General features: G+C 66.9%; 22 protein-coding genes. 9 read left to right on the forward strand and 13 right to left on the reverse strand.

All coding sequences use genetic code 11. From position 1 onward, the window contains the following. Positions 1-76 precede the first annotated feature (76 nt). Complete coding sequence (locus ACH0CP_RS00355; protein ID WP_294444903.1) at positions 77-583, forward strand: TetR/AcrR family transcriptional regulator; 507 nt, start codon at positions 77-79, stop codon at positions 581-583. A 56-nt stretch (positions 584-639) separates the two neighbouring features. Here the strand turns inward: ACH0CP_RS00355 and clpA are convergent, their stop codons facing one another. Next, complete coding sequence (gene clpA / locus ACH0CP_RS00360) at positions 640-2958, reverse strand: ATP-dependent Clp protease ATP-binding subunit ClpA (RefSeq protein WP_294444904.1); 2319 nt, start codon at positions 2956-2958, stop codon at positions 640-642. 128 nt (positions 2959-3086) lie between these two features. Continuing rightward, entirely contained in the window at positions 3087-3284 is a 198-nt protein-coding gene (locus ACH0CP_RS00365) for a DUF1192 domain-containing protein (RefSeq protein ID WP_294443206.1), read from the reverse strand. Positions 3285-3377: 93 nt separating this feature from the next. Between ACH0CP_RS00365 and ACH0CP_RS00370 the strand changes: the two genes are divergently transcribed. The 6 genes from ACH0CP_RS00370 (at position 3378) to ACH0CP_RS00395 (ending at position 8981) form a co-directional block, all read left to right on the forward strand. Further along, entirely contained in the window at positions 3378-4379 is a 1002-nt protein-coding gene (locus ACH0CP_RS00370; protein ID WP_294443205.1) for an NAD(P)H-quinone oxidoreductase, read from the forward strand. Between the two features lie 8 nt (positions 4380-4387). Next, positions 4388-5005, forward strand: coding sequence for a glutathione S-transferase family protein (locus tag ACH0CP_RS00375; RefSeq protein WP_294443204.1), 618 nt, complete (start codon positions 4388-4390; stop codon positions 5003-5005). Between the two features lie 81 nt (positions 5006-5086). After that, complete coding sequence (locus ACH0CP_RS00380) at positions 5087-5974, forward strand: UDP-2,3-diacylglucosamine diphosphatase (protein WP_294443214.1); 888 nt, start codon at positions 5087-5089, stop codon at positions 5972-5974. 5 nt (positions 5975-5979) lie between these two features. Further along, on the forward strand, positions 5980-6996 hold the full coding sequence (locus ACH0CP_RS00385) for a glycosyltransferase family 1 protein (protein WP_294443203.1): 1017 nt from the start codon (positions 5980-5982) through the stop codon (positions 6994-6996). Between the two features lie 105 nt (positions 6997-7101). Next, complete coding sequence (locus ACH0CP_RS00390; RefSeq protein WP_294443202.1) at positions 7102-7782, forward strand: DUF1013 domain-containing protein; 681 nt, start codon at positions 7102-7104, stop codon at positions 7780-7782. Between the two features lie 110 nt (positions 7783-7892). Next, a complete protein-coding gene (locus ACH0CP_RS00395; RefSeq protein WP_294443201.1) occupies positions 7893-8981 on the forward strand; it encodes an MBL fold metallo-hydrolase in 1089 nt (362 codons plus the stop codon). Positions 8982-9038: 57 nt separating this feature from the next. Here the strand turns inward: ACH0CP_RS00395 and purH are convergent, their stop codons facing one another. The 4 genes from purH to ACH0CP_RS00415 form a co-directional block, all read right to left on the reverse strand. Next, positions 9039-10610 carry a bifunctional phosphoribosylaminoimidazolecarboxamide formyltransferase/IMP cyclohydrolase gene (gene purH / locus ACH0CP_RS00400; protein WP_294443200.1) on the reverse strand — a complete coding sequence of 524 codons (1572 nt, stop codon included), beginning with the start codon at positions 10608-10610 and terminating at the stop codon, positions 9039-9041. 156 nt (positions 10611-10766) lie between these two features. Then, a complete protein-coding gene (locus tag ACH0CP_RS00405; RefSeq protein ID WP_406875425.1) occupies positions 10767-12500 on the reverse strand; it encodes a heparinase II/III family protein in 1734 nt (577 codons plus the stop codon). Then, complete coding sequence (gene rpe / locus ACH0CP_RS00410) at positions 12497-13156, reverse strand: ribulose-phosphate 3-epimerase (RefSeq protein WP_294443198.1); 660 nt, start codon at positions 13154-13156, stop codon at positions 12497-12499. Before rpe ends, ACH0CP_RS00405 begins: the two co-directional genes overlap by 4 nt. 121 nt (positions 13157-13277) lie before the next feature. Continuing rightward, on the reverse strand, positions 13278-14597 hold the full coding sequence (locus tag ACH0CP_RS00415; RefSeq protein ID WP_294443213.1) for an RsmB/NOP family class I SAM-dependent RNA methyltransferase: 1320 nt from the start codon (positions 14595-14597) through the stop codon (positions 13278-13280). A gap of 41 nt (positions 14598-14638) precedes the next feature. Between ACH0CP_RS00415 and ACH0CP_RS00420 the strand changes: the two genes are divergently transcribed. Beyond that, entirely contained in the window at positions 14639-14800 is a 162-nt protein-coding gene (locus ACH0CP_RS00420) for a DUF1674 domain-containing protein (RefSeq protein ID WP_294443197.1), read from the forward strand. Here the strand turns inward: ACH0CP_RS00420 and ACH0CP_RS00425 are convergent. Genes ACH0CP_RS00425 through ACH0CP_RS00435 form a run of 3 tightly spaced genes read right to left on the reverse strand, consistent with a single transcriptional unit; the run spans position 14797 to position 17371 of the window. Further along, entirely contained in the window at positions 14797-15570 is a 774-nt protein-coding gene (locus tag ACH0CP_RS00425) for a nucleotidyltransferase family protein (RefSeq protein ID WP_294443196.1), read from the reverse strand. The genes ACH0CP_RS00420 and ACH0CP_RS00425 overlap by 4 nt on opposite strands. After that, a complete protein-coding gene (locus ACH0CP_RS00430; RefSeq protein WP_294443195.1) occupies positions 15567-16484 on the reverse strand; it encodes a hypothetical protein in 918 nt (305 codons plus the stop codon). Before ACH0CP_RS00430 ends, ACH0CP_RS00425 begins: the two co-directional genes overlap by 4 nt. Next, entirely contained in the window at positions 16481-17371 is an 891-nt protein-coding gene (locus ACH0CP_RS00435; RefSeq protein ID WP_294443193.1) for a diacylglycerol kinase family protein, read from the reverse strand. The genes ACH0CP_RS00430 and ACH0CP_RS00435 overlap by 4 nt, the downstream gene beginning before the upstream one ends. Before the next feature lie 259 nt (positions 17372-17630). Between ACH0CP_RS00435 and ACH0CP_RS00440 the strand changes: the two genes are divergently transcribed. Then, the gene (locus tag ACH0CP_RS00440; protein WP_294443192.1) at positions 17631-19091 is read left to right on the forward strand and encodes a glycosyltransferase family 39 protein; all 1461 of its coding nucleotides are present in this window, start codon (positions 17631-17633) and stop codon (positions 19089-19091) included. Here ACH0CP_RS00440 and ACH0CP_RS00445 read toward each other — a convergent pair. From ACH0CP_RS00445 to ACH0CP_RS00460, 4 genes are read right to left on the reverse strand one after another with little or no spacing between them, the layout of a single operon-like run. Next, complete coding sequence (locus ACH0CP_RS00445) at positions 19052-19927, reverse strand: hypothetical protein (RefSeq protein WP_406888929.1); 876 nt, start codon at positions 19925-19927, stop codon at positions 19052-19054. The two genes, ACH0CP_RS00440 and ACH0CP_RS00445, sit on opposite strands and share 40 nt — an antisense overlap. Beyond that, positions 19924-21249: a lipopolysaccharide biosynthesis protein gene (locus ACH0CP_RS00450; protein ID WP_294443190.1), complete on the reverse strand. Its 1326-nt coding sequence runs from the start codon at positions 21247-21249 to the stop codon at positions 19924-19926. Before ACH0CP_RS00450 ends, ACH0CP_RS00445 begins: the two co-directional genes overlap by 4 nt. Further along, a complete protein-coding gene (locus tag ACH0CP_RS00455) occupies positions 21246-21929 on the reverse strand; it encodes a nucleoside triphosphate hydrolase (RefSeq protein WP_294443189.1) in 684 nt (227 codons plus the stop codon). The genes ACH0CP_RS00450 and ACH0CP_RS00455 overlap by 4 nt, the downstream gene beginning before the upstream one ends. 29 nt (positions 21930-21958) lie before the next feature. Beyond that, entirely contained in the window at positions 21959-22636 is a 678-nt protein-coding gene (locus ACH0CP_RS00460; RefSeq protein ID WP_294443187.1) for a nucleoside triphosphate hydrolase, read from the reverse strand. Positions 22637-22773 lie beyond the last annotated feature (137 nt).

Consider the following 22773-nt stretch of genomic DNA (forward strand, 5'->3'; position numbering starts at 1 on the left):
TCATAAGATCGGAACGAGCGTGGCAGAGTCAAGGGCCGGGCGGCCGGATGCGAGAGTCCTGCGGTCACGCGCAGCGATGCAGCAGGCGCTCTTGTCGCTCCTCGCGGAGATGCCGCTCGACCAGATCACCGGCGCGATGATCGCCGCCCGCGCCGGCATCGGCTACGCCACCTTCTTCCGCCATTACGCGGACGTGCGCGCGCTGCTGATCGATACGGTGGCGCAGGTCACCGACGAGATCGCCGCCACGATGATGCCCGCCCTGCTCGCGGCGGACAGCGGCAGGGCGTCCGCGGCGCTGGTGGACGCAGTCGCCGCCCGCCGCACCGTGTTCCACGCCCTTCTCGTCGGGGCCGGGGATGCCCTTCGCGGCGAAGTCGCGCGTCAGGCGATGGCGCGGGTCGCCAGCCTGCCAGACCTGTCGCCCGCGTGGCTGCCGCGCACGCTCGCCATTCGCGTCGCGGTGACGAGCACGATCGAGATCCTCGACTGGTGGCTGCGCGAGGCACCGGACAATCCGCCCGCCGCCGTCGCCGCGCTGCTCGACCGGCTTGTCATCGCCCGCTTTGCGCTGGATGGCTGACCGGACGCCGCTCTAAAGAAGAAGGGCGCCGATCCCGCGACCGGCGCCCTTTTGGTTCACTCCACCGTGACCTTCGCGGCCCGGCCCTTACGCTTCGGCTTCTTGGGCGCTGCGCCGACGATCTCGAACGTCAGCGCATTGTCCTTCAGCTTCACGACGACCTCGCCGCCATGGACGAGCTTGCCGAACAGCAATTCCTCGGCCAGCGGCTGCTTGATCTTCTCCTGGATCAGGCGGCCCATCGGGCGCGCGCCATAGAGCTTGTCATAACCCTTGGTGGTGAGCCACTGGCGCGCCTCGTCGTCGAGCTTGATGTGGACGTCGCGGTCCGCCAGCTGCAGCTCCAGCTGGAGGATGAACTTGTCCACCACCCGGGCGACCACTTCGGTCGGCAGGTAGCTGAACGGCACGATCGCATCGAGACGGTTGCGGAATTCCGGCGTGAACAGCCGCTGCACCGCCTGCTCGTCCTCGCCCTCGCGGGAAAGATTGCCGAAGCCCAGCGTCTCGCGTGCCATGTCGCTGGCGCCCGCATTGGTCGTCATGATCAGGATGACGTTGCGGAAATCCACCGTCTTGCCGTGCTGGTCGGTCAGGCGCCCGTTGTCCATCACCTGCAAGAGGATGTTGAACAGGTCGGGATGCGCCTTCTCGATCTCGTCGAGCAGCAGCACGCAATGCGGGTTCTGATCGACCGCGTCGGTCAGCAGACCGCCCTGGTCGAAGCCGACATAGCCCGGAGGCGCACCGATCAGCCGGCTGACCGAGTGGCGCTCCATGTACTCGGACATGTCGAACCGCTGCAGCGGGATGCCCATGATCGTCGCAAGCTGCTTGGCGACTTCCGTCTTGCCGACGCCGGTGGGGCCGGTGAAGAGGTAATTGCCGATCGGCTTTTCCGGATCGCGCAGACCAGCGCGGCTGAGCTTGATCGCGCTCGCCAGGTTCTCGATCGCCTTGTTCTGGCCGAACACGACGCGCTTCAGATCGGTCTCGAGCGTCTCGAGCACCTTCTTGTCGTCGGTCGACACGCTCTTCGGCGGGATGCGCGCCATCGTCGCGATGACCTGCTCGATCTCCTTGGGCGTGATCGTCTTCTTCCGCTTCGACGGCGCCACCAGCATCTGCATCGCGCCAACCTCGTCGATCACGTCGATCGCCTTGTCCGGCAGCTTGCGGTCGTTGATGTAGCGCGCCGACAGCTCCACCGCCGACTTGATCGCGTCGGGCGTGTACTTGACGTCATGGTGCGTCTCGAATGCGGAGCGCAGGCCAGCGAGGATCTTGATCGTATCCTCGATCGTCGGCTCGTTCACGTCGATCTTCTGGAACCGGCGCAGCAGCGCGCGATCCTTCTCGAAGTGGTTGCGGAACTCCTTGTAGGTGGTCGATCCGATGCAGCGGATCGTGCCGCCCGACAGCGCCGGCTTCAGCAGGTTCGATGCATCCATCGCGCCGCCGCTGGTCGCGCCGGCACCGATCACGGTGTGGATCTCGTCGATGAAGAGCACCGCATGCGGCATCTTCTCGAGCTCGTTGACGACCTGCTTCAGCCGCTCCTCGAAATCGCCGCGGTAGCGCGTGCCGGCGAGCAGCGCGCCCATGTCGAGCGAATAGATCACGGCGGGCTTCAGCACGTCGGGCACGTCGCCCTCGACGATCTTGCGCGCCAGGCCTTCCGCGATCGCCGTCTTGCCGACGCCCGGATCGCCCACATAGAGCGGGTTGTTCTTCGAGCGGCGGCACAGGATCTGCACCGTGCGGTCTACCTCCGGCCCGCGGCCGATCAGCGGATCGACCTTGCCGTTCCGCGCCTTCTCGTTGAGGTCGACGGTGAACTGCTTGAGCGCGCTTTCGCCCTTGCCGGCCTTCTCCGCCGGCTTCTTCTCTTCCTTGTCCTCGGCGCCCTTGGGCGTGGAGGCTTCCGGCGCGGACACGCCCTTGCCGACGCCATGGCTGATGTAGCTGACGGCATCGAGGCGGCTCATGTCCTGCTGCTGCAGGAAATAAACGGCATAGCTTTCGCGTTCGGAGAACAGCGCGACCAGCACGTTGGCGCCAGTCACTTCGTCGCGGCCGGAGGACTGGACGTGCAGGATCGCGCGCTGGACGACGCGCTGGAAGCCGCTGGTGGGCGAGGGGTCGGTCTGCTGGTCGACCTTCAGTGCGCCAAGCTCGGTGTCGAGATAGTGCGCGACCGTGGTCTTGAGTTCGCCGAGATCGACGCCGCACGCGGTCATCACCTGGCTGGCGTGCTCGTCATCGACGAGCGCGAACAGCAGGTGTTCGAGCGTGGCATATTCGTGACGCCGGGATGATGCGGCCTCGAGTGCCTTGTGCAGCGTGGTCTCGAGAGCGCTGGCAAAGGATGGCATTCAGGATACTCCTAGCGGACCACAGGCAGAAGCTGGGTCCTTTCCGACAATGTCGTGATGGGAGGGCCCGGCATCAAGCGCTGGGGCTTCCACACTGGGAGCGATTGGCCAGCCCAGTGTGCCAGCGTTCATCGCTTGAATAACGCGTCGGCGCTTGCCCGGTGATTAACCGCGCTGTCGATCTTCCGCCGGCAGCGATCGATTTCGCCTTCCAGCGCGCCAATTCTCGCTTCGAGTTCGGTAACGGATAGACGATCGAGATCCTCGCGCAGTAACGCGGGCAGGGGATCGTCGGGCCGGGACCCAAGGATATCATCCAGATCCATGGGCTGCATCGTTGACCGCTGCAGGTGCGAAGTCAATAAGGCCGACGCCTACCAACCGGGCGGGGAAACCCGGGAAGCGGCGAGGGGATAGCAATGCACGATGTTCCGACGACGATGCTGGCGATTGATCCGGAGGCGCCAGGCGCGCCGGAGGTGCTGGTGCCCGTCGAACGGCCCGTGCCGACGCCCGCGGCGGGCGAGGTGCTGATTCGCGTCGCCGCCGCCGGGGTGAACCGGCCCGATGTATTGCAGCGCAAGGGCGGCTATCCGCCGCCGCCCGGCGCGCCCTCGATCCTCGGGCTGGAACTCGCCGGGGAAATCGTCGCGCTCGGCCCCGATGTCGGGCGCGAGATGCTTGGCCAGCGGGTCTGCGCGCTCGTCGCCGGCGGCGGCTATGCCGAATATGCCGTCGCACCCGCCGGCCAGTGCCTCCCGGTGCCGGAGGTGCTGTCGATGGAGGAAGCGGCGGCGCTGCCCGAAACGCTTTTCACCGTCTGGACCAACCTGTTCGAACGCGCCTTCGCGGTCGAGGGAGACACCGTGCTCGTCCACGGCGGCACCAGCGGCATCGGCACCATGGCGATCGCGCTCGCCAACATCTTCGGGCTGACGATCATCGTCACCGCCGGCTCCGACGACAAGGTCGCCGCGGCCAAGGCGCTGGGGGCCGATCACGCGATCAATTACAAGACCGAGGATTTCGTTACGCGCGTCGCCGAGATCACCGGCGGCAAGGGGTGCGCCGCGGTGCTCGACATGGTCGGGGGTGATTACGTCCCGCGCAACCTGAAGTGCCTCGCGGACGACGGTCGCCATGTCTCGATCGCGGTGCAGGGCGGGGCCACCGCCACCATCCCGATCTTCGAGGTGATGCGCCGCCGCCTGACGCTCACCGGCTCCACGCTTCGCGGCCGCGATACGGCGTTCAAGACGATGGTCGCGGACGAGCTTTCCCGCACCGTCTGGCCGCATGTCGAGGCGGGCAGGCTCCGCCCGGTGCTCGATCGCTGCTACCCGCTGGCCGAAGCTGCCGAGGCGCACCGCCGGATGGAGGCGGGCGATCATGTCGGCAAGATCGTCCTGACGATGAAGTGAGCGGGACGGTGGGTGCGCTGATCCTCCACGAAGACCCGGTCTCGGGCAATTGCTACAAGATCCGCCTCACCGCCGCGCATCTCGGCATCCCGATCGAGCGGCGCGCCTATGACATCCGCCGCGGGGAGACGCGCACCGCTTCGTTCCTGACTGGTGTGGACGCCGCCGGCCGGATCCCGGTCCTCCAGGTGGGAGATCGCTTCCTCCCCGAAAGCAATGCCGCCTGCGCCTATCTGGCGCACGGCAGCGCCCTGGCGCCCAGCGATCGCTTCGAGCATGCCGACATGCTCCGCTGGATGTTCTGGGAACAATATAGCCACGAACCCAATATCGCGACGCTTCGCTTCTGGCGGCACCTGGTCGGCGAGGCGAACCTCTCGCCCGCGCAGGCTGCGCTGGTGCCGGCCAAGGAAGTCGCCGGTCGCGAAGCGCTGAGCCTGATGGATCGGCACCTCGCCACTCGCGGCTGGTTCGTCGGCGAGCGCCTCACGCTCGCGGACATCACGCTCTACGCCTACACGCATCTGGCGGGCGAGGGCGGCTTCGACCTGTCGGCCCATCCCGCGCTCCGCGCCTGGCTCGCCCGCGTGGCGGCACAGCCGGGGCATATCGCCTTCGACGCCTGACTCGAAACCGTCACCGTGCTGTGACGTGGGCGTCACGGGGCGCCGCTATCGGCATCCGGCAGGGAGGGCCCCGCCATGCCGATGCAACCAACGCTCGCACCAGTGACGCTTGCCCCGATCTCCATGGCAGACGTCGCCGACCTCGCCGATTTCGCCAATTCGCGCCCGCATCTGCCCGAACGGATCGTCGAGCGGACCCGCTACCGCACGATCTGGATCAGCGACGTCCATCTCGGCACCCGCGGCTGCAACGCGCAGATGCTGATCGACTTCCTCGACCATGTCGACAGCGACACGATGTATCTGGTCGGCGACATCGTCGACGGGTGGCGACTGCGGCGGCGCTTCTTCTGGCCGGCGGCGCACAACGACGTCGTCTGGCGGCTGCTGAAGCGTGCCGGCCGCGGCACGCGGATGGTCTTCATCCCCGGCAACCACGACGAGGTGTTCCGCCAGTTCTGTGGCCTCGATTTCGGCGGCATCGCGATCCGCCGCAACGCCGTGCACGAGACCGCGGACGGGCGCCGCCTGCTGGTGCTCCACGGCGACGAGTTCGACGCGATCACCCTCGCGCACCGCTGGCTCGCGCATGTTGGGGACGGCGCCTACACGCTGCTGATGGCGGCGAACCGGCTGCTGAACGGCTGCCGCCGCCGCCTTGGCCTGCCTTATTGGTCGCTCAGCAAGCACGCCAAGGCGCGGGTGAAGAACGCCGTCGCCTTCATCTCCCGCTTCGAGGAGATCGTGGCGGAGGCCGCCGGCGCGCGAGGCGTCGACGGGGTGGTCTGCGGCCATATCCATACCGCGGAGATCCGCGAGATCGGCGGCGTCGCTTACTACAACGACGGTGACTGGGTGGAGAGCGCGACGGCGCTGGTCGAGCACGTGGACGGCCGGATGGAAATTCTCCACTGGGCGGACGTGATCGCCGCGCGCGATCGCACGCAGTCCCTCCTGCTGGCAGCCTGATCGCCATGCGGATCGCGATCGTCACGGATGCGTGGGCGCCGCAGGTCAATGGCGTCGTGCGCACGCTCGAATCGGTGATCGGCGAGCTTCGCGCGATGGGGCACGAGGTGCTGGCGATCACCCCCGCCGGCTTCCGCTCACTGCCTTGCCCGACCTATCCGGAAATCCGCCTCGCGATCGCGAATGCGGCCAGCGTCGGCCGCCGGATCGCGGCGTTCGGCGCTGAGGCGGTTCATATCGCTACCGAGGGGCCGCTCGGGCTCGCCGCGCGGCGTTCATGTCTCGACCATCGCCGGCCATTCACGACCGCTTATCACACACAATTTCCCGAATATGTACGGGCGCGCACGGGTGCTGACCCCGCCTGGGTATGGCGTTTCATCCGCTGGTTCCACCAGCCGGCCGACGCGATCCTCGTCTCCACCCCCACGATAGAGGCCGTGCTGAGGGCGCAGGGCCTCCACCGCATCCGCCGCTGGGGCCGCGGCGTCTCCTCCGATTTCACACCTGATGGCAAGGTTGATCCCACCCTCGCCGTGCTCCCTCGTCCGCTGCTGTTGTACGTTGGCCGGGTCGCGGTGGAGAAAAATATTGAGGCTTTCCTGCGTGTTGCCGTTACGGGCAGCAAGGCCGTGGTCGGCGACGGCCCGGCGCTCGCTGGCCTGCGCCAGCGATTCCCCACCGCCCATTTCCTCGGCCCCCGCACCGGCACCGCTCTCGCCGCCTGCTACCGCACCGCCGACGTCCTCGTCTTCCCCAGCCGCACCGACACGTTCGGCCTCGTGATGATCGAGGCCCTCGCCTGCGGCACCCCCGTCGCCGCTTATCCCGTACCCGGCCCCCTCGACGTCCTGACGCCGGAAACGGGCGCGATGCACCCGGATCTAGCTCAGGCGATCGCGCAGGCACTGGCACTGGATCGCACCGCCTGCGCGGTGGCCGGCGCCGGCTTCACCTGGCGCGCGAGCGCCGAACAGTTCCTGTCCGCGCTGATCCCGATCAAGATCCCGCGGGCTGCGTGACTTGCAACGCTTGCCCTTAGCGGCCCACCGCATTAGATCATCGCAGGTTAAGCGGCCGCTCCGGTAAGGGGCGGCCCTATTTGTTTATACCGAAAGGCTTTTCGCATGGCCCAGCCGCTCATGCCCCACGCGACCGCTTCGTGGCTGGTCGACAATACGTCGCTCACCTTTGAGCAGATTGCGGAGTTCTGCGGGCTTCACATTCTTGAAGTGCAGGCGATCGCCGACGACACGGCCGCTACGAAGCTGACCGGCCGTGATCCCGTCCGTGCCCACGAAGTGACCCAGGACGAGATCGAGCGCGGTCAGGCGGATCCCAACTATCGCCTGAAGATGACCAAGGGGCCCGAGCAGGTCCGCCGCACCAAGGGCCCGCGCTACACGCCGGTCTCCAAGCGACAGGACAAGCCGGACGGCATCGCCTGGATCATTCGCAACCATCCGGAAATCAGCGACGGCGCAATCTCCAACCTGATCGGCACCACCCGCACGACCATCGCGGCGATTCGCGATCGCTCGCACTGGAACATCAGCAACATCACGCCGAAGGATCCGGTGACGCTGGGCCTCACCACCCAGCGCGAGCTGGATGCTGCGGTCGCCAAGGCCGCCAAGAGCGCCGGCGTCGAGGCGCAGCCGGTCGACACGCGCCTCGATGGCGATCGCGAAGCGCTGATCGAACAGTTGCGTGCCGAGCGCCAGCAGGCGGCGCGCGACGCGGAGCTCGCGGGCGACGAAGGCGTGCCCACTGCCAAGTCGCTGTTCGACGATCCTTTCCGCCGCTAATTGGTTTGTCCGCGGCGCGCAGATGATCGGCCAGCGCCGCGGACCGCAAAAGACACGAACGGCAACAATCCTCTCGACGTAACGAATGTTATGCTGATAGCGTTGCCTGCATGGCAACGGCATATCTACGCACGTTGATCGGGGATGAGGGGCTGACGCCCACCAGTTGGGCCGGTCTTACCTTTCCATTCGGCGATCGTGGACCGCAGCCGGGCGAATTGCTGACCGTGATGGACGGCATTCGCTGGTGGCGCGTGCCGATGTCCGGGCCGCTGAAGCACGTCAATGGCCTGATCCTGGACGATGGCCTTGATCTGCTGGCGATCGATACCGGCACAGCCAGCCCGCGCTCGACCGAGGCGTGGCGAACGATCCTCGATGGTCCGCTCAGCGGCAGTCGGATCGGGCGGATCCTTTGCACCCATATGCATCCCGATCACGTCGGCCTGGCGGGCTGGCTGTCCCGTCGCTTCGACGATGCCGCTATCGTCATGACCCGCACCGAATGGCTGATGGTGCGGATGCTGGCGGCCGATGCGCAGCCGGAGGTGCCGGCCGAGCAGATCGCCTTCTGGCGTGGCGCCGGGTGGGACGAGGAGCAGGTGGCGCACGGCACGTCGCGCGGCTGGTCCAGCTTCGGCAAGTCGATCGCGCGCATGCCGGTGGCATACACTCGCATCCAGGACGGCGAGGTGATGCGCATCGGTGGCAGCGACTGGCACGTCGTTACCGGAAGCGGCCACAGCCCCGAGCATGCGTGCCTCATCGATTACGATCGGCGGGTGCTGATCGCTGGCGATCAGGTGCTGCCGAAGATCAGTTCGAACGTGTCGATGCACGTCAGCCAGACCAACGAGGACCCGCTGGGTGACTGGCTGCGCTCGATCGAGCGGTTCAAGCAACTGCCGGACGATCTGCTCGTCCTGCCGGGGCACGGTGATCCCTTCTACGGGCTCCACACGCGGCTGGACGCGCTCGCGACCGAGCATCTCGATCGACTCGATGCGATCGTCGACCTGATGGCGGCCGGACCGGTGCGCGCCGTCGACTGCTTCAAGGTTCTCTTCCGCCGGCCAATCGGCCTCGACGTCATCGGCATGGCGACCGGGGAAGCGCTGGCGCACCTTCGGCGATTGGAACTCGAAGGCCGCGCGATCCGCGAGGAGCGCGACGGCACCTGGTGGTTCGCCCGCAGCTAGACGCTGCTTGCCGTCACGCCGGAGACAGCCCGGAGTGACGGCTGGTCAAGCGGCGCCTCAGTGGCGGAAGTGGCGCATGCCGGTGAAGATCATTGCGAGGCCAGCTTCGTCGGCGGCAGCGATCACTTCCGCGTCGCGGATCGAGCCGCCCGGCTGGATCACAGCCGTCGCGCCCGCTTCGACCGCCGCAAGCAGGCCGTCGGCGAAGGGGAAGAAAGCGTCCGAGGCCACGGCCGACCCGATCGTGCGCGGCTCGCTCCACCCGGCCTTGTCGGCCGCGTCCTTCGCCTTCCATGCGGCGATGCGCGCGGATTCGAGCCGGTTCATCTGCCCCGCGCCGACCCCCGCCGTGCTGCCGTCCTTGGCATAGACGATCGCGTTCGACTTGACGTGCTTCGCCACCGTCCAGGCGAAGCGGCAGTCGGCCAGCTCCTGCGGCGTCGGCTGACGCTTGGTCACCACCTTCAGCATGTCTTCCGACAGCAGGCCGTTGTCGCGCGACTGGACCAGCCAGCCGCCGGTGATCGTCTTCGCGGTCAGCCCGGCCCGCTTCGGATCGGGCAGCGCGCCCGTCAGCAGCAAGCGGAGGTTCTTCTTCGCCGCAAACAGCGCGATCGCTTCCTCATCGGCTTCCGGCGCCACCACCACTTCGGTGAAGATGCCGGTGATCGCCTTGGCAGTCGCGGCATCCAGCGGCCGATTGAGGGCAATGATCCCGCCGAACGCAGACACGGTGTCGCAAGCAAACGCCGCCTCATAGGCTTCGGCCAACGTGGCGCCGGTCGCCACGCCACACGGGTTGGCGTGTTTGACGATGACGCAGGTCGGGTCCGCATCGCGGAACTCGCTGACGAGTTCCAGCGCGGCGTCGGCATCGTTGAGGTTGTTGTAGCTCAGCTCCTTGCCCTGGACCTGGCGGGCTTGACCGATGCCCGGGGTGGACAAGCCAGCGTGGCGATAGAAGGCAGCCTGCTGATGCGGGTTCTCGCCATAACGCAATACGGTGGGTGCCTCGAGCGTGAAGGGCAGGGTAGCCGGGAACTGCTCGCCCTGATCCGACAGACCGAACCAGCTGGCGATCATCGAATCGTAAGTGGCGGTCGCCGCGAATGCCTTGGCCGCGAGGCGCTTGCGCTCCTCCAGCGTCGTCTCGCCGCGCGCCACGATTGCGTAGTCGGCCGGATCGGTGACGATCGCGACATAAGCGTGGTTCTTGGCGGCCGAGCGCACCATGCTGGGCCCGCCGATGTCGATATTCTCGATCACTTCCGGACGATCGGCGCCCTTCGCGACCGTCTGGGCGAAAGGATAGAGATTCACGACGACCAGATCGATCGCGCCGATGCCATGCTCTTCCATTGCTGCGGCATGGGCCGCGTCATCGCGCACCGCGAGCAGCCCGCCGTGAACCATCGGGTGCAGCGTCTTCACGCGGCCGTCCATCATCTCGGGAAAGCCGGTGAGATCCGATACGTCACGCACCTCCAGACCGGCCTCGCGCAGTGCCTTGGCCGTGCCGCCGGTGGAAACCAGCTCGACCCCCTTGGCAGAAAGCGTGGTGGCGAATTCGACGATGCCGCTCTTGTCGGATACGGACAGCAGGGCGCGGCGAATGGGAATGGTGGTCATGACACTCTTTTCCGCTTCTCCCGTCGGGGAGCAGCAAGGGGTGGGTGAGCGGCGATCGAGCAGCAGGCCCGGTGCGTCGCATTCGACGCGCGCTCCCCTAGCGGGCCGGAGCCGTTGCCCCAAGCCTCGACAAGCATTGACGGACGAGAAAAGCGCCTAGCGCGCTCGCTTCAGGCTCCAGCTGACGGTCGCGCCGCCTGCCTCGGCAGCCCCCGCGATCACCAATTGCTGAGTGGCGACCGGTCGGCCGTCCGAGTCGATCCACAGGCTTTCCTCGATCGCGAGCGATTCGCCGCGGCTGCGGAACTGCCAGATTGCGCCGCCCGGTACGCGCAGCACGGCGCCCAGGCTGTCTGCGGTCGGTGAAGCCTCGACGCCCGGGCCAAGATGGAAGCGGATCGTGAACGGCGTCGTACCCGTCCGGCGGCGGCGCCCCTGAGGCAGGAGAACGTCGTCGCCGCGCAATTCACGTCCCTCGGCGGTCAGGATCAGCTGTCGTCGATGCACGAAACCGAAGCGACGCACATAGCCGTCGTGGCTGGCCTCGATCCGGCTGGCATTTTCCGATTCCTGGCGGCTGAGCTCAAGCTCGGCTACCCCGCGGCCCAGCGTGCCGTCGGAGTGGATCGCGGTGGAGTTGCTGTCGGCAAGTGTCAGCGTCGAGTGGGCGGCGGTCGTGCGCAGCCCCTCGATCAGCGGCGTCGGCAGGCGGGCGTCCGCCGCGCGCGCGCCGCCGCAGTTGACGATGATGCGTGCCGCGCCGTCCGAGAACTCGAAGGCGAGGGTGGACGCGCAGCCGCCCTCCACGACGCGGGCAACCGGCGGGGGCGCTGCGTCCATGATGAGGACGGTGGTGCCGGCGGTCAGCCGCTGATAGCCCCAGTCGCGCGCCTGGCGCAGCGGGCGGGTGCGCACGCCGCTGGCGGTAATCACTTGGGCGACCTGCTCCGCCGGAACGGGGCCGCCACCCTGCCAGCTCGAAAGCCCACGATCCGCGTGGCAGACGCCGAGCAATGCCGGGACCATGCGGGCGAGCGCTTCCTCCATGACCTCGGGCAGGAGAAGCCGGCGCGCCGCGTAGGTTTCCCGCAGCATGGCGAGCAGCATGACGATGTCGAGCAACGCTTCTGGCGAGCGGCTGACGACTCCGCCATCCTCGAACAAGGCGGAGCCGAGTGCACGGGATAGGCCGCTTTCGCCAAATGCGCGACGAGGGTCGCCGCCCGGGATCAACAGCCCGGCCGCGATCACGCCGCACCACGCTGCGACGCGGGCATTGCCGGCCGGCGCCTTGTCCGCGCTGCCGTCGATGTGCCGGGCCCCACGCGCGAGGGCGTTCAGCACCTTCGAGCGGTAGATGAGGTCGGTCGAGGAAAGGATCAGCGGGGCATGCGCGGTCCAGAACAGGATGCGGCGGCCCCACAGGTCCGGGCGCCAAGCCTGCGCGGTGATCTTCTCACCGTGCGCCGCCAGCCAGCGCTCCATCAGCCCTTCTGCGACTGGCGCCGCCTGGGCGCGGGTCGCCACACTGGAGAGGTCCCGAAGCCACGCAAAGCTGTGGACATAATCGGCCATGGCTGGTCGCGGCGCGAAGCTGCGCAGGTCCAGACCCTCGATGACATGGCTTTCGCCGCGGAACGAAAGCTTGCCCGCAAGCAGCGCCTGCCCTCGCTCCACGTCACCGAACAGCGGATCGTCCGGCACAGCGATCAGCTTCAGCGGGTACCGCCCCTTCAGACGGATGCTGTGGATCGGCGTGCGCCAGGTCAGGCGGTGGAAGCGATCCGTCAGCCGTTCGGCGAGCGACAGGCCCTTGTCGCCGCCAGCCCGCACCAGCCGCTTGCCTTCGTCGATCCCGTCGGCGGCAGGAGTCTCCGCGGTTGGTTTCATCCGCCTCGCAGCGTCCGGATATTGTCGGCGTAGGCGGACGGCCCGCCACGGAAGGTGGCGGTGCCCGCGACGAGCGCGTCGGCGCCGGCGCTGATCGCCAGCGGCGCCGTGCGCTGATCGATCCCGCCATCCACCTCAAGGTCGATATCCCGGCCACTCGCGTCGATCATCCGGCGGATCGCCTCGATCTTGCGCAACTGGTTGTCGATGAAGCTCTGGCCGCCGAAGCCGGGATTGACGCTCATCACCAGCACTAAATCGACCATGTCGATAAGGTAATCCAGCATCTTGGCCGGCGTGCCCGGATTCAGCACCACGCCCGCCCGCTTGCCCAGCGACTTGATGTGCTGAAGCGAGCGGTGGATGTGCGGGCCCGCCTCCGGGTGGATGGTGATCGTGTCGGCGCCCGCCTCCGCAAAGGCATCGAGATAGGCGTCGATCGGCGAGATCATCAGGTGGACGTCGAACGGCTTGGTCGTATGCGGGCGAAGCGCCTTCACCACGGCGGGGCCGATGGTGATGTTGGGCACGAAATGGCCGTCCATGACATCGACATGGATCCAATCGGCCCCAGCCGCATCGATCGCGCGGATTTCCTCGCCCAGTTTCGCAAAGTCGGCGGACAGGATCGAGGGGGCAATACGGACAGGCTTCAACGGTCTACTCGCAATGTGTTTCGATCGTGCTTGCACCGGCTGCGCACCGGGAGCGGCGGCGCAATCGACAGGGCAAGACCCGAACGTCGGGATGACGTTCAATGCTTAACGTGCGTTTCGATCAGGCGGAAGCGCGCACGAGCCGGACAATGAAAAAGCCGTCGCATCCGCCAAGGCCGGCAAGGGTCCCAGGGAGGGTGCGGATGAACCCGTCGGCCTGCGCGGTGATGCCGTCGGGAAGCTCACTGGGCTCGGGCGCCTGGACACGATAGTCCGGATGGTTGGTAAGGAAGCGGGCCAGTTGCTCTTCGCCTTCCGCCGGCTCAAGCGAGCAGGTGGCATAAACCAGTCGGCCGCCCGGGCGGACCCAGGACGCGGCACGCGTGAGCAGTTTTGTCTGGAGTGCGGCCATTTCCGCAATGACGCCGTGGTGAGCGCGGTACAGCACGTCCGGATGGCGCCGGAAAATGCCGGTTGCGCTGCATGGTGCGTCGAGCAGCAGGGCATCGACCGGGGCTTCCGGTTCCCACGCCAGCGCGTCGGCGATCACCACCTTCGCTTTCAGCTGCGTGCGGGCGAGGTTCTCATGAAGACGCGCCGCACGTGCCGGAGCGATCTCCAGCGCCGTCACGTCCCACCCGGCAGCCGCGAGTTGCATCGTCTTTCCGCCCGGCGCGGCGCACAGATCGAGCGCGGCGCCCGGCCCGCGCCCCAGCAACCGCGCCGGCAGCGATGCGGCGAGATCCTGCACCCACCAGTTCCCTTCGGCGAACCCCGGCAACTGCGTAACGGGCGGAGCATTGTGCAGGCGGCGATGATTCGGCGCGAGCGAAACCCCGTCAGGCGAAGTGCCGTCTGGAGCAGCGAGGGTGATGTCGAGCGGTGGCGGTGTCGCGATCGCCTGTGCGGCTGCCTCGATCATGTCACTGCCCCAGGCGCTCCGCCAGCGGTCCTCGACCGCGTCCGGAAGCGTCGGCGCGGGCGGCAGGGCGCCGCCGCCGCGGGTGAGGGAGCCGAACACGCCATGGACGAGCTTGCGCGGCCCCCCGTCCACCAATGGCAGGACGGTAGCGATGGCAGCATGCGGCGGTGTGCCGAGTGCGAGCGTCTGCACCAGGGCGATCCGCAGCGCGGCCCGCGCCTTGGCGTCGTGCGGAAGCCGCTGACGAGTGGCGGAGTCGATCAGCGCATCAAGATCCGGCAGGCGCCGCAGCGTCTCTGCGGCAATGGCGTGGGCCAGGCCGCGATCATTGGCTTCCTTCAGGTCACGCGTCGCCGCGGGCAACGCCGCCTCGAGCGGGTCGCCCCGGCGAAGCACTGCGTCAAGCAGTCGAAGTGCCGCGCGACGGGCGGGAGTACCCGGCGGATCGGCCGGACGACGGGCATTGCGGTTGGTGGCGTCCTGAGAGGGGCGGCGTGGGGGCTTGGCGGTGACCGACATCGCGCCCATGTGGCGGTTGAACGCCGCAACCGGAAGAGCCGATGTCAAAACGCCCGCCCCATGTGAAACCGCCAGCGTATCTGACGCCTAACAAACCGGTGCCCAAGCCTGCGGAAGCTCCACGGCCGGCGGAGGATCCTCTGGGTCGCGACCCCGTGCGCTATGGCGATTGGGAGAAGAAGGGAATTGCCGTCGATTTCTAGGCTGGGACGCTTGCGGGCTGAAGGGGGGCTTCGACCAGCGATCGGACCAGATCGAGGTCCGCCGGCTTGTCGACATCGACTGCCGCAAGGCCCCAACGGCTCGGCACCATCGCGATGCGGGCACCTAGACGGTCGCCCACGTGGTCCAGCGCCGTGGCGATCGATAATCGACCGGTGATGTACCGCAGAAGCAAGCGCGGGCCGAGCCGCCGGACGATGCGCCACGGTTTCTTCCGATCCGCCTCGACACCTTGCCAGAAATCGATCACGCGCATGGCGTGCGGCGTCGCGAGATAGAAGAGATTGCACCCCGACCAGGCGCCATCGGCAAACCGCAGATAGGTGCGTTCCGTACCGGGCACATCGCGCTCGATCACCGCCCGCTCAGCGAGGAGCATGGCCACGTCAGCGTCCGATGGGACTCGCCCGAGAAAGTCGCTCACCAATCGCGCCTCGAGCAACGCGTGATCGGCCGTCGTGACGAGCAGCGGCGCGCCGAGCAGCTCAAATCCCAGCGCCGCGCTTCGGCTCGGGCCCGGGGCAGCGTCCACCGCTTCGGCACCGAGCGTTGCCGCATGATCCTTCACCGCGGTTGACGAGGCGACGATAAGAATTCGGCTGGCGCCCGCCTCGCGCAGCGCGTCGGTTACCCGGTGCAGCATCGTGCGCCCGCCGACCTCGATCATCGCCTTGTCCGCGACGCCGGCATAAGCGGCTGCCGGATCCGCCCCGCCGCGTGACCCGGCGAGGACCAACGCATTGAATGTCATAATGTCCGCGCGCGAAGCACCCGCCAGATAACGGAGAACGACGCCAGGATCGGATGCCGCTCACGCCAGGGCGTCAACTCGATCGCGACGCCGGTATGGCGATGCACCTTCCACGCGCCGTAACGCGCGGCACCATCGAACGTGAAGGCAGCCTTGATCAGGCGCGCCACGTTGAGAAGCTTGCCCGTGTCGGCCCGGTAGAGCCATGCCTGTGCCGTGGCCCGGCCCAGATCGAAGGCGAAGCCCGGCGCCAGCAAACCGTCCGCTTCCTCGAACTCCACGCCGGCCGCCTCCCAGGCAATCGGTAGCAGGCGGGTGTAGCGATCCGGATCGTGCATCAGGATCACTGCCTCGCGCCCGGGCGGCTCGACCCGAAGCTCGGCACGATAGGTTTCGCGGAACAGCGCCAGCCAGAAATCCCGCGGCTCACCCCGCGACGGGCCGAGCACTGCCGCAAACCGCGCAGCCGTCATGATCGAATCGGCGACGGCCCGAACGACGCGGTGCTTGATCGTTGGATCGGCCTGCCACACCAAGGCGGCGGGCTGGACGAATCGCGTCCAGATCGTCGTATCCAGCATGTGGCCGCGCGCCGCCATTTCGAACGTGCTGATCGGCATGGTGGCGACCTTGGCGCGGATCGTACGACCGTCGACGACGACCTCGTGATAGCTGACGTCCGGCCAAAGCCAGCGGATCCCAAGGCGGCGGATCGCCTTGCCGACAGGCTGGCTGGTCAGCACGTAGAAATCGAGCACCCCGTCGAAGTCGCCGGTGCGCAGCGTCGAGCCATAATAGAGGATCGCGACGCCATGGAGATCGCGCGCCAGCTGGCTCGCCACGGCCTCCACTTCGGGCTCGACATGCACGTCGAGTTCGCCCGTGACGAAGGTGATGAGGGCGGCGTCCGTCATGGCACCACAAATGCCACAGGGGCGCCCTGCCGCAAGATTAGGTCACCGCCCGGAAAGGTCTCCCCGTCGAGGACGAAGCCGCCCTCCATCGAAAGCTGCAGCTGCCGCATGTCATGCCGGTGGTAGCCGGCACGCTCGAGCCATGCCCATTGCGCGCCGGTCAGGATGGCAGGAAGGGCGCGCAGTACATGCGAAGCCGGCGCGTCGATGCGCAGCATCTTCATGCCCAGTCGCTCTTGGCCGAACGGCTTGATGCGCAGCGGCATCCGTCCAAGCGTGGAGGCGAGGATCAGATATTGCGGGCCGTCGACTGCCTCCTCCGCATCCCATGCGAGGCGCATATGCTCTCCGCTCCGCCAGGGGTTGTGCGGCTTGCCGAATACCGTTTGTCCCACGCCCGCGGCGATCGACATGCCGACCGCCAACCCATTGAAGGCACCGATCCGATGCGCTCCCTGGGCGGTCTTCGTAGCACGCAGATAGGCGCCGGCCCCGAAAATGAACCCACACAGATCGACACGGCCATCACGGATGATCTCGATCGGCGTCCGCTCCGCCGTCCGGCCGGTGGCAGCCGCGGCCACCGCATCGTCCAGGGTCCAGCGTGAGGAGATGCCAAGGTCCAGCGCCAGCGCGTTCGTCTTGCCGGACGGCACGATCGCCATGCTCGGTCGAAAGCGGGGAAAGTGGCGCGCGATGATCGACAGTATGTCCCGAACGGTGCCGTCCCCGCCCTCGACGATCAGCGTGTCGATGCCTTTGTCGACAAAGCTGCCGAGCACGGAGTGAAGTTCGTCATGGGTGCGGGGGATGACGCGGTCACATCCGTCGATCACCAACGGGAAGTCCCGGCCGATGTTGTGGCGGGCGCGTGCGTTATGAATCACGCCGATACGCGGAGTTCGGCCGGTCTTAATGGAACCGGGTTTGACCTGCGGGGGAGTGCGACGATCCGCTGACATGGCGGCGCTCAACTTGGATGCCGATGGCATCGGGGACGCCTCGGCCCTATCCAAAACAGTGGCCACAGAGGCACTTCCAAGGCATCAGCAGTGAGACTCGTTCAAGGCACCGAGCATCCGCTGGTGCGGTTTTTTGCTTGTTGCTAATATGTTGCAACACGTATGAAGGTCCAGCCAAATTTCAATGCAAGCCGTCGCGAATGTTGAGGGTGGAGGCCCGCAGGGGCACCCGCCGCAGAATCACCATGGCCGGGGAGAATGGACGCCACGGGCACGCCGCCTGGCCCTGTCCGCCGCCATTGTCGTCCTGCTGATGATGCTGGGACGGCTGTGGTGGCTTCCAGCGCACGCCTCGCTGAACGTCAACGAAGGCTGGAACGCTGGCCATGTGGCCCGGGCCTTTGGTGAAGGCTTGCTCTATCCCTCGCCGGACGCATTGTTCGCGAACAATTACCCTCCGCTGTCATTTTTCGTCGTCAGCTTGGTAGAGCCGATCGTCGGCGACGCAATCCTCGCTGGCCGGATCGTGTCGCTGTTGAGCCAGATGGCGGTCGGCGTGGCAATTTACATCATTGCCGGACGATTGGTGCCAGATCGGCTTTTTGCCGCCGCCGCCGCGGGATTGTTCGCCGCGCTGAGCGTCACCATCCTACGCAAGTATCTCGCGATGAATGATCCGCAGTGGCTGGGCCAGGCGTTCATGGCCTGGGCTCTGGTGTTGATGGTGCCGCGTCGTGCCGATGCAGGGCTTAGTGCCGGCACGGTGATCGCAGCCGCCGCTCTCGTGGTTGCTGGCGGCCTGGTGAAGCACAACCTCGTCGCCATCCCCATCGCCGTAACGTTGTGGCTCTGGTTCACGGATCGCCGCTCGCTTTGGATCTGGGTCTCGTCGGGCGCGGTCATTGCCGCTGCGGCGCTGGGGGGGCTCTACGTGATCTGGGGCGAAGATGTGTTCGCGCAGGTGCTGGGGCCTGCGCGGAGCTATTCGCTGCGCCGAATGCTCGTCCACGGCGTTCCGTTGCTGATGTTCATTCTGCCCGGTGTGCTCGCGGCGCGTCCACTGCTCGCCGCTTGGCGGTCTGACACCCGGCTCCTGTTGCCGTTGCTGTTTCTTGGTGCCGCCGTGCCCACGGCTTTCCTCCAGCGTTCGGGCGCCGGCGTGGACATCAATGCGATGTTCGAAACGATGATTGCCTTTTCGATCGTCGTGCCGATCGGGTCTTCATTGCGGACGGAAAGGCCATGGCGGTGGTTTGCACTGGCGCTGGTCCCGCCGATTGCCTTCCTCCCCGTGGCGGCAGCGGCGGATGTGAGGGAACTCGCCGGGCGCGGCGAGTCAGAGCGCCATTGGCGCCCCTTCATCGAGCAGATCGCCCGGGCAGACGGACCCGTGGCGTGTGACGATCAATCGATCTGCCATTGGGCGGGCCGGCAAAGTGCGCTCGATTTCTTCGCGCTCAAGCAGCGCCTGGTGAAGGGGGACCAGCCGGCACTCACCGAGGCACTAGCGCGCAAGGAGATCGCGATGATCGCGATGCGCAGCAGCAATCCGGGGTGGCACGAGAATCGCCTGATCCCCGCGATCCGCAAGCACTATCGTACGGTCTACGAGGCAGACGGTACCGAACTGCTGGTGCCGAGATAGAGCGTCGCCAGCTCAGCAAGCCGGCTGCGGATGTCATCAGGCAGTGCAAAGGTATCGCGTGCGTAGCTGAACTTGCCTGAAGCGTTGCGCGCGACGAGATCGTCGTGGAACTGCCCCATCAGGCCGTTCAGCGTCGCAAGCCACCGGGCCATGGTTTGATGCTCTTCCGCCGGATAGAGCGTGCGCATGTCGTCGTGGAAGGAAACCTGACGGCTGATCACCTTGCGGCCGGCGTGGAACGCGTGTGCGCCGATGGTGGGCGCTGCCAGCAGCGGCTGGAGCGATGCCATCTCCGCCAAGGTGAAGCGCCGGAAGCCCGCCGCACCGCTGGGCACGAAGCGATCCGCTTCGCGCGTCAGCAGCCGCCATGTCGGCGCCTTCAGGAGGAAGGACAGCCTGCTCGCCTGTTGCTGCACCTCGGCAGGGCCCTTCACTTTGACGGCGTCCTGCAGCTCACCCATCACGAGGGTTACCAGCGACAGCATCTTGGGGGAGCGATGCTGTTGCGAATAGAGGAAGAAGGCAAAGCGCAGGTGTTTGAAGCGCGCGCGCACCTGCTTGAACCAGTGCCGCTGCGCTTCATCGATGGTCTCGCCCCGCCGCAGCCGCGCGGCGAGCGCGATCAGGCCCGCACGATCGAAGCCGAGCTGCCATAGCTGCCGCGACAGGCGGAAGCCTTCGATAAAGCGCTCCGGCGGGTAGTCGAGCGTCACGGCTCGGGGCAGCGCCGCTTGCAGATCGATCAGGTCGTTGACGTCGATGGCTGAGACGAGCGCGTCGAGCGTCTGCGCGCCATAGGCTCCTTCTTCCAACGCGGCGCGGCGCAACGGCGTCATGCCGGCACGGCCCAAGGCAGGCTGGCGCGATGACGGTAGGCACTGATCGTCGGCACCAGCATGCACAGCGCGACCGCGATGCTGCCGGCGAGGTAGGCGACACCCGCCCCCTCCAGGCCGTAGGCATGGGTCAGGCCCGCAAGCAGGGCGAGGTAGATGATCACCGCCACCAGTTGGGCGAGGAATGCGGCCGTCTGACGCTGCGCCATGTAGAGCAGCGATTCCAACGGGAAGAAGGCCATCGCGACGACGAGAGAGACCGCCATCAGCTTCAACAGGTCATAGGCCTCAAGGTACCGTTGCCCGAAGACGAGGCCGATGAGCGGCTTTCCGCCGATCAGCACCAGCCCGACGATGGCCAGGCCGGTCAGCCCGGCCAGGGCACCGGCGCGCACCCCCAGCAGCCAGGGGCGCGGCTCGCGGGGATCGAGGCGCATGATCTCCGGGTAATAGCCGCGGCGAAGAAGGTCCGCCGGCTTAGCCGCGGAGTCGAGCAGGGTGCTGGCGATCTTGTAGAGGCCGGCGGCGACCGGGCCGAGGATGGCAGCGACCACGAGATTGCTGAGCGGGCCCCATGCGGCATAGACCGAGTGGGCCGCATTGGTCGTCCAGACGAACGCCCATGCGCCCGGCAGACGTCGCGCGGTGCCGAACAATCCCGGCTTCAGCGCGTCCAGCATATCGCGCCGCTTCAGCTCACGAACGGCATAGGCCCAAAGCACGAGATCGCCGAGCAGGTCGGACAAATACCAGGTGATGACGAACCCGACGAAGCCGAGATCGGCAAAATAGGAGAGGACGGCGCCTGCAGCCCGCAGCACGGGGGTGACGATCTGCTGGCCGGCGATGAGGTCGAACCGGTCAAGCACGCGAAGCGCGCCTGTGGCGGTTGCCGCGGACATGGTCGGCACCAGGGTGCAATATGCGATCGCCAGCGGCAGCATGCGTTGGTCGATGCCGAACCGTTCCGCCAGCCAGGGCAAGGCGATGATCGCACCGACCATGCCGATCAAGCCGCTCGCAATGTCGAGGCCGAACGAGAAGCGGATGACGTCGCGCGCCTTGTCAACGTTGCCATGGTGAAGCGCCGGCGTCGCTTCCCGCACGATGAACTGCCACGTCTGAAACTTTGCGAGACCGCCCGCCGTATGGGCGTAGCTGTGAACGATCATCAGCACGCCGAAGATGGTGGGTGTCAGCGCGCGGCCGGCGCAGGCAAAAGCGAGCAGGCTGAACAACGCGCCTGCCAGCTTGCCGGAAATGAGATAGCCCGCGTTGCGCAGCACTGTGCGGAAGACGCCATCGGCGAACCACTTTCTCATCGGCGCAGAACGGGCGCGATCGCCGCCTTCGCCTGCGCGATCACCTCATCCAGCGGCAGCGTGGAATCGATATCGACGATCGGCGCGCCATTGAAGGTGAGGCGCGGCACGTCCGCGATCTTCGTCTCGAGCGAGGAGGGTCGATGATCGGGCTTGCGCTTGAGCGCAGTGGCAAGATCAACGTTCAGCCGCACGACCAGATCGGGGCGATATTGCTCCATCCACTCGTAATGCGCCCGCTCGCGGCGTGCGAGCAGCGCGGGAAGGCCGGTGGGATGAGCCCGGGCGAGGCCAAGTCCATCCATCGGACCAGGCACGGCGATCTGCGGGAAGCGATCGGCAAGGATCGCGATCCCGCGCCGACGCGCGGCGAGCATGCGGCGGAACCGGCGCACGCGGCGCATCGAGAAGGCGAAGATCACCATTGCGGCCAGCGTATCCGGCCGATCGCTGTCAGGCGCGATCCCGGCCTTCTTCACGATCGTCTTGTCGAGGCGCTTGCCAACCAGCGGCCACCGCGCGATCGCCCGCCCGATGTGCCCGGTCTGCTTGCCGAGATGATGGAGTTCGGTGGGGCGCTGCTCCTGCATCCATGGCAGCAGCGCATTGGCGACGGTCGACTTGCCCGATCCATCGGTTCCCACGATGGCGATCAATGGCGCCAGGCTCGGTTCGGTCATTGCATCTCTGTTCGGCAGGATCGCGCGGTTCAGGCGATGGCGGCGCGAACCGCATCGAGCGCCTGCTGGCGCAGCTGCTCATAAGGAGCGCGCGCGTCCAGATCAACAATAGGGGCGCCGCCGAAGCGGAGCAGCGGCGTCGCTGCCACCTTGCGGGCGAGCAGCGCGCGATCATGATCCGGCTTGCGCGCTGCGGCCGTCTCCACGTCGACATTGAGGCGAATCACCAATGTGGGGCGATAGCTCGCCATCCACTCGTACATCCGCCGCTCGCGCGCCGCTAGCCGGGCGACGGCGGGGCTATCCGCCTTGGCTGCCGACAGTCCGGGGCCGTCATAGAAACCGGGCACTTCGACCTGCGGATAGCGATCGGTGATCACGGTGACGCCGCTGTCGCGCATGGCGAGCGCACGGCGAAAACGGCGGCGACGGAGCAGAGAGAACCCGTAGACGACCAACGCGGTAGCCAGCCCGGGAATACGATCCTCCTTCGAACGCGTCCGCTCAGCCTTCTTTGCCAGCCGCTTCTCGATCGGCGCACCGATCACGGGAAGTTCGCGGATACGCGCGCCGAGGGTTCCGGAGCCAAGGCCGAGATACGTCGTGCCCACCAGGCGCTCGTTGCCGAGGACACGAAGTAGATCCGCCGTCAGGGTCGTCTTGCCGGATCCGTCGCAACCGACAATCGCGATTAACGGCGCAGGCATCGCAGGTCCGCGCAGCTTAGAAATGTAACCTGAACAAACCAAGGCGTCGGCCCGCGGGCGCGATGTGCCGTCCCTGCTGGCCATGATCTGATCGAAGGATGGGCCGCGCGCGACATGTGCGCCATATAGTGCCGCCG

It is taken from the genome of Sphingomonas sp. 179-I 2A4 NHS (assembly GCF_045369135.1).
In the GTDB taxonomy this organism is placed as follows: domain Bacteria; phylum Pseudomonadota; class Alphaproteobacteria; order Sphingomonadales; family Sphingomonadaceae; genus Sphingomonas.

Coding starts and splice junctions, on each gene's coding strand:
- ACH0CP_RS00405 (WP_406875425.1), bottom strand. CDS start 12,500: ATGAAACCAACCGCGGAGACTCCTGCCGCCGACGGGATCGACGAAGGC.
- ACH0CP_RS00370 (WP_294443205.1), top strand. CDS start 3,378: ATGCACGATGTTCCGACGACGATGCTGGCGATTGATCCGGAGGCGCCA.
- ACH0CP_RS00430 (WP_294443195.1), bottom strand. CDS start 16,484: ATGACGGACGCCGCCCTCATCACCTTCGTCACGGGCGAACTCGACGTG.
- ACH0CP_RS00460 (WP_294443187.1), bottom strand. CDS start 22,636: ATGCCTGCGCCGTTAATCGCGATTGTCGGTTGCGACGGATCCGGCAAG.
- ACH0CP_RS00365 (WP_294443206.1), bottom strand. CDS start 3,284: ATGGATCTGGATGATATCCTTGGGTCCCGGCCCGACGATCCCCTGCCC.
- ACH0CP_RS00420 (WP_294443197.1), top strand. CDS start 14,639: ATGTCAAAACGCCCGCCCCATGTGAAACCGCCAGCGTATCTGACGCCT.
- ACH0CP_RS00390 (WP_294443202.1), top strand. CDS start 7,102: ATGGCCCAGCCGCTCATGCCCCACGCGACCGCTTCGTGGCTGGTCGAC.
- ACH0CP_RS00455 (WP_294443189.1), bottom strand. CDS start 21,929: ATGACCGAACCGAGCCTGGCGCCATTGATCGCCATCGTGGGAACCGAT.
- ACH0CP_RS00355 (WP_294444903.1), top strand. CDS start 77: ATGCAGCAGGCGCTCTTGTCGCTCCTCGCGGAGATGCCGCTCGACCAG.
- clpA (WP_294444904.1), bottom strand. CDS start 2,958: ATGCCATCCTTTGCCAGCGCTCTCGAGACCACGCTGCACAAGGCACTC.
- ACH0CP_RS00415 (WP_294443213.1), bottom strand. CDS start 14,597: ATGTCGGTCACCGCCAAGCCCCCACGCCGCCCCTCTCAGGACGCCACC.
- ACH0CP_RS00440 (WP_294443192.1), top strand. CDS start 17,631: ATGCAAGCCGTCGCGAATGTTGAGGGTGGAGGCCCGCAGGGGCACCCG.
- ACH0CP_RS00395 (WP_294443201.1), top strand. CDS start 7,893: ATGGCAACGGCATATCTACGCACGTTGATCGGGGATGAGGGGCTGACG.
- ACH0CP_RS00445 (WP_406888929.1), bottom strand. CDS start 19,927: ATGACGCCGTTGCGCCGCGCCGCGTTGGAAGAAGGAGCCTATGGCGCG.
- purH (WP_294443200.1), bottom strand. CDS start 10,610: ATGACCACCATTCCCATTCGCCGCGCCCTGCTGTCCGTATCCGACAAG.
- ACH0CP_RS00450 (WP_294443190.1), bottom strand. CDS start 21,249: ATGAGAAAGTGGTTCGCCGATGGCGTCTTCCGCACAGTGCTGCGCAAC.
- ACH0CP_RS00425 (WP_294443196.1), bottom strand. CDS start 15,570: ATGACATTCAATGCGTTGGTCCTCGCCGGGTCACGCGGCGGGGCGGAT.
- ACH0CP_RS00385 (WP_294443203.1), top strand. CDS start 5,980: ATGCGGATCGCGATCGTCACGGATGCGTGGGCGCCGCAGGTCAATGGC.
- ACH0CP_RS00380 (WP_294443214.1), top strand. CDS start 5,087: ATGCAACCAACGCTCGCACCAGTGACGCTTGCCCCGATCTCCATGGCA.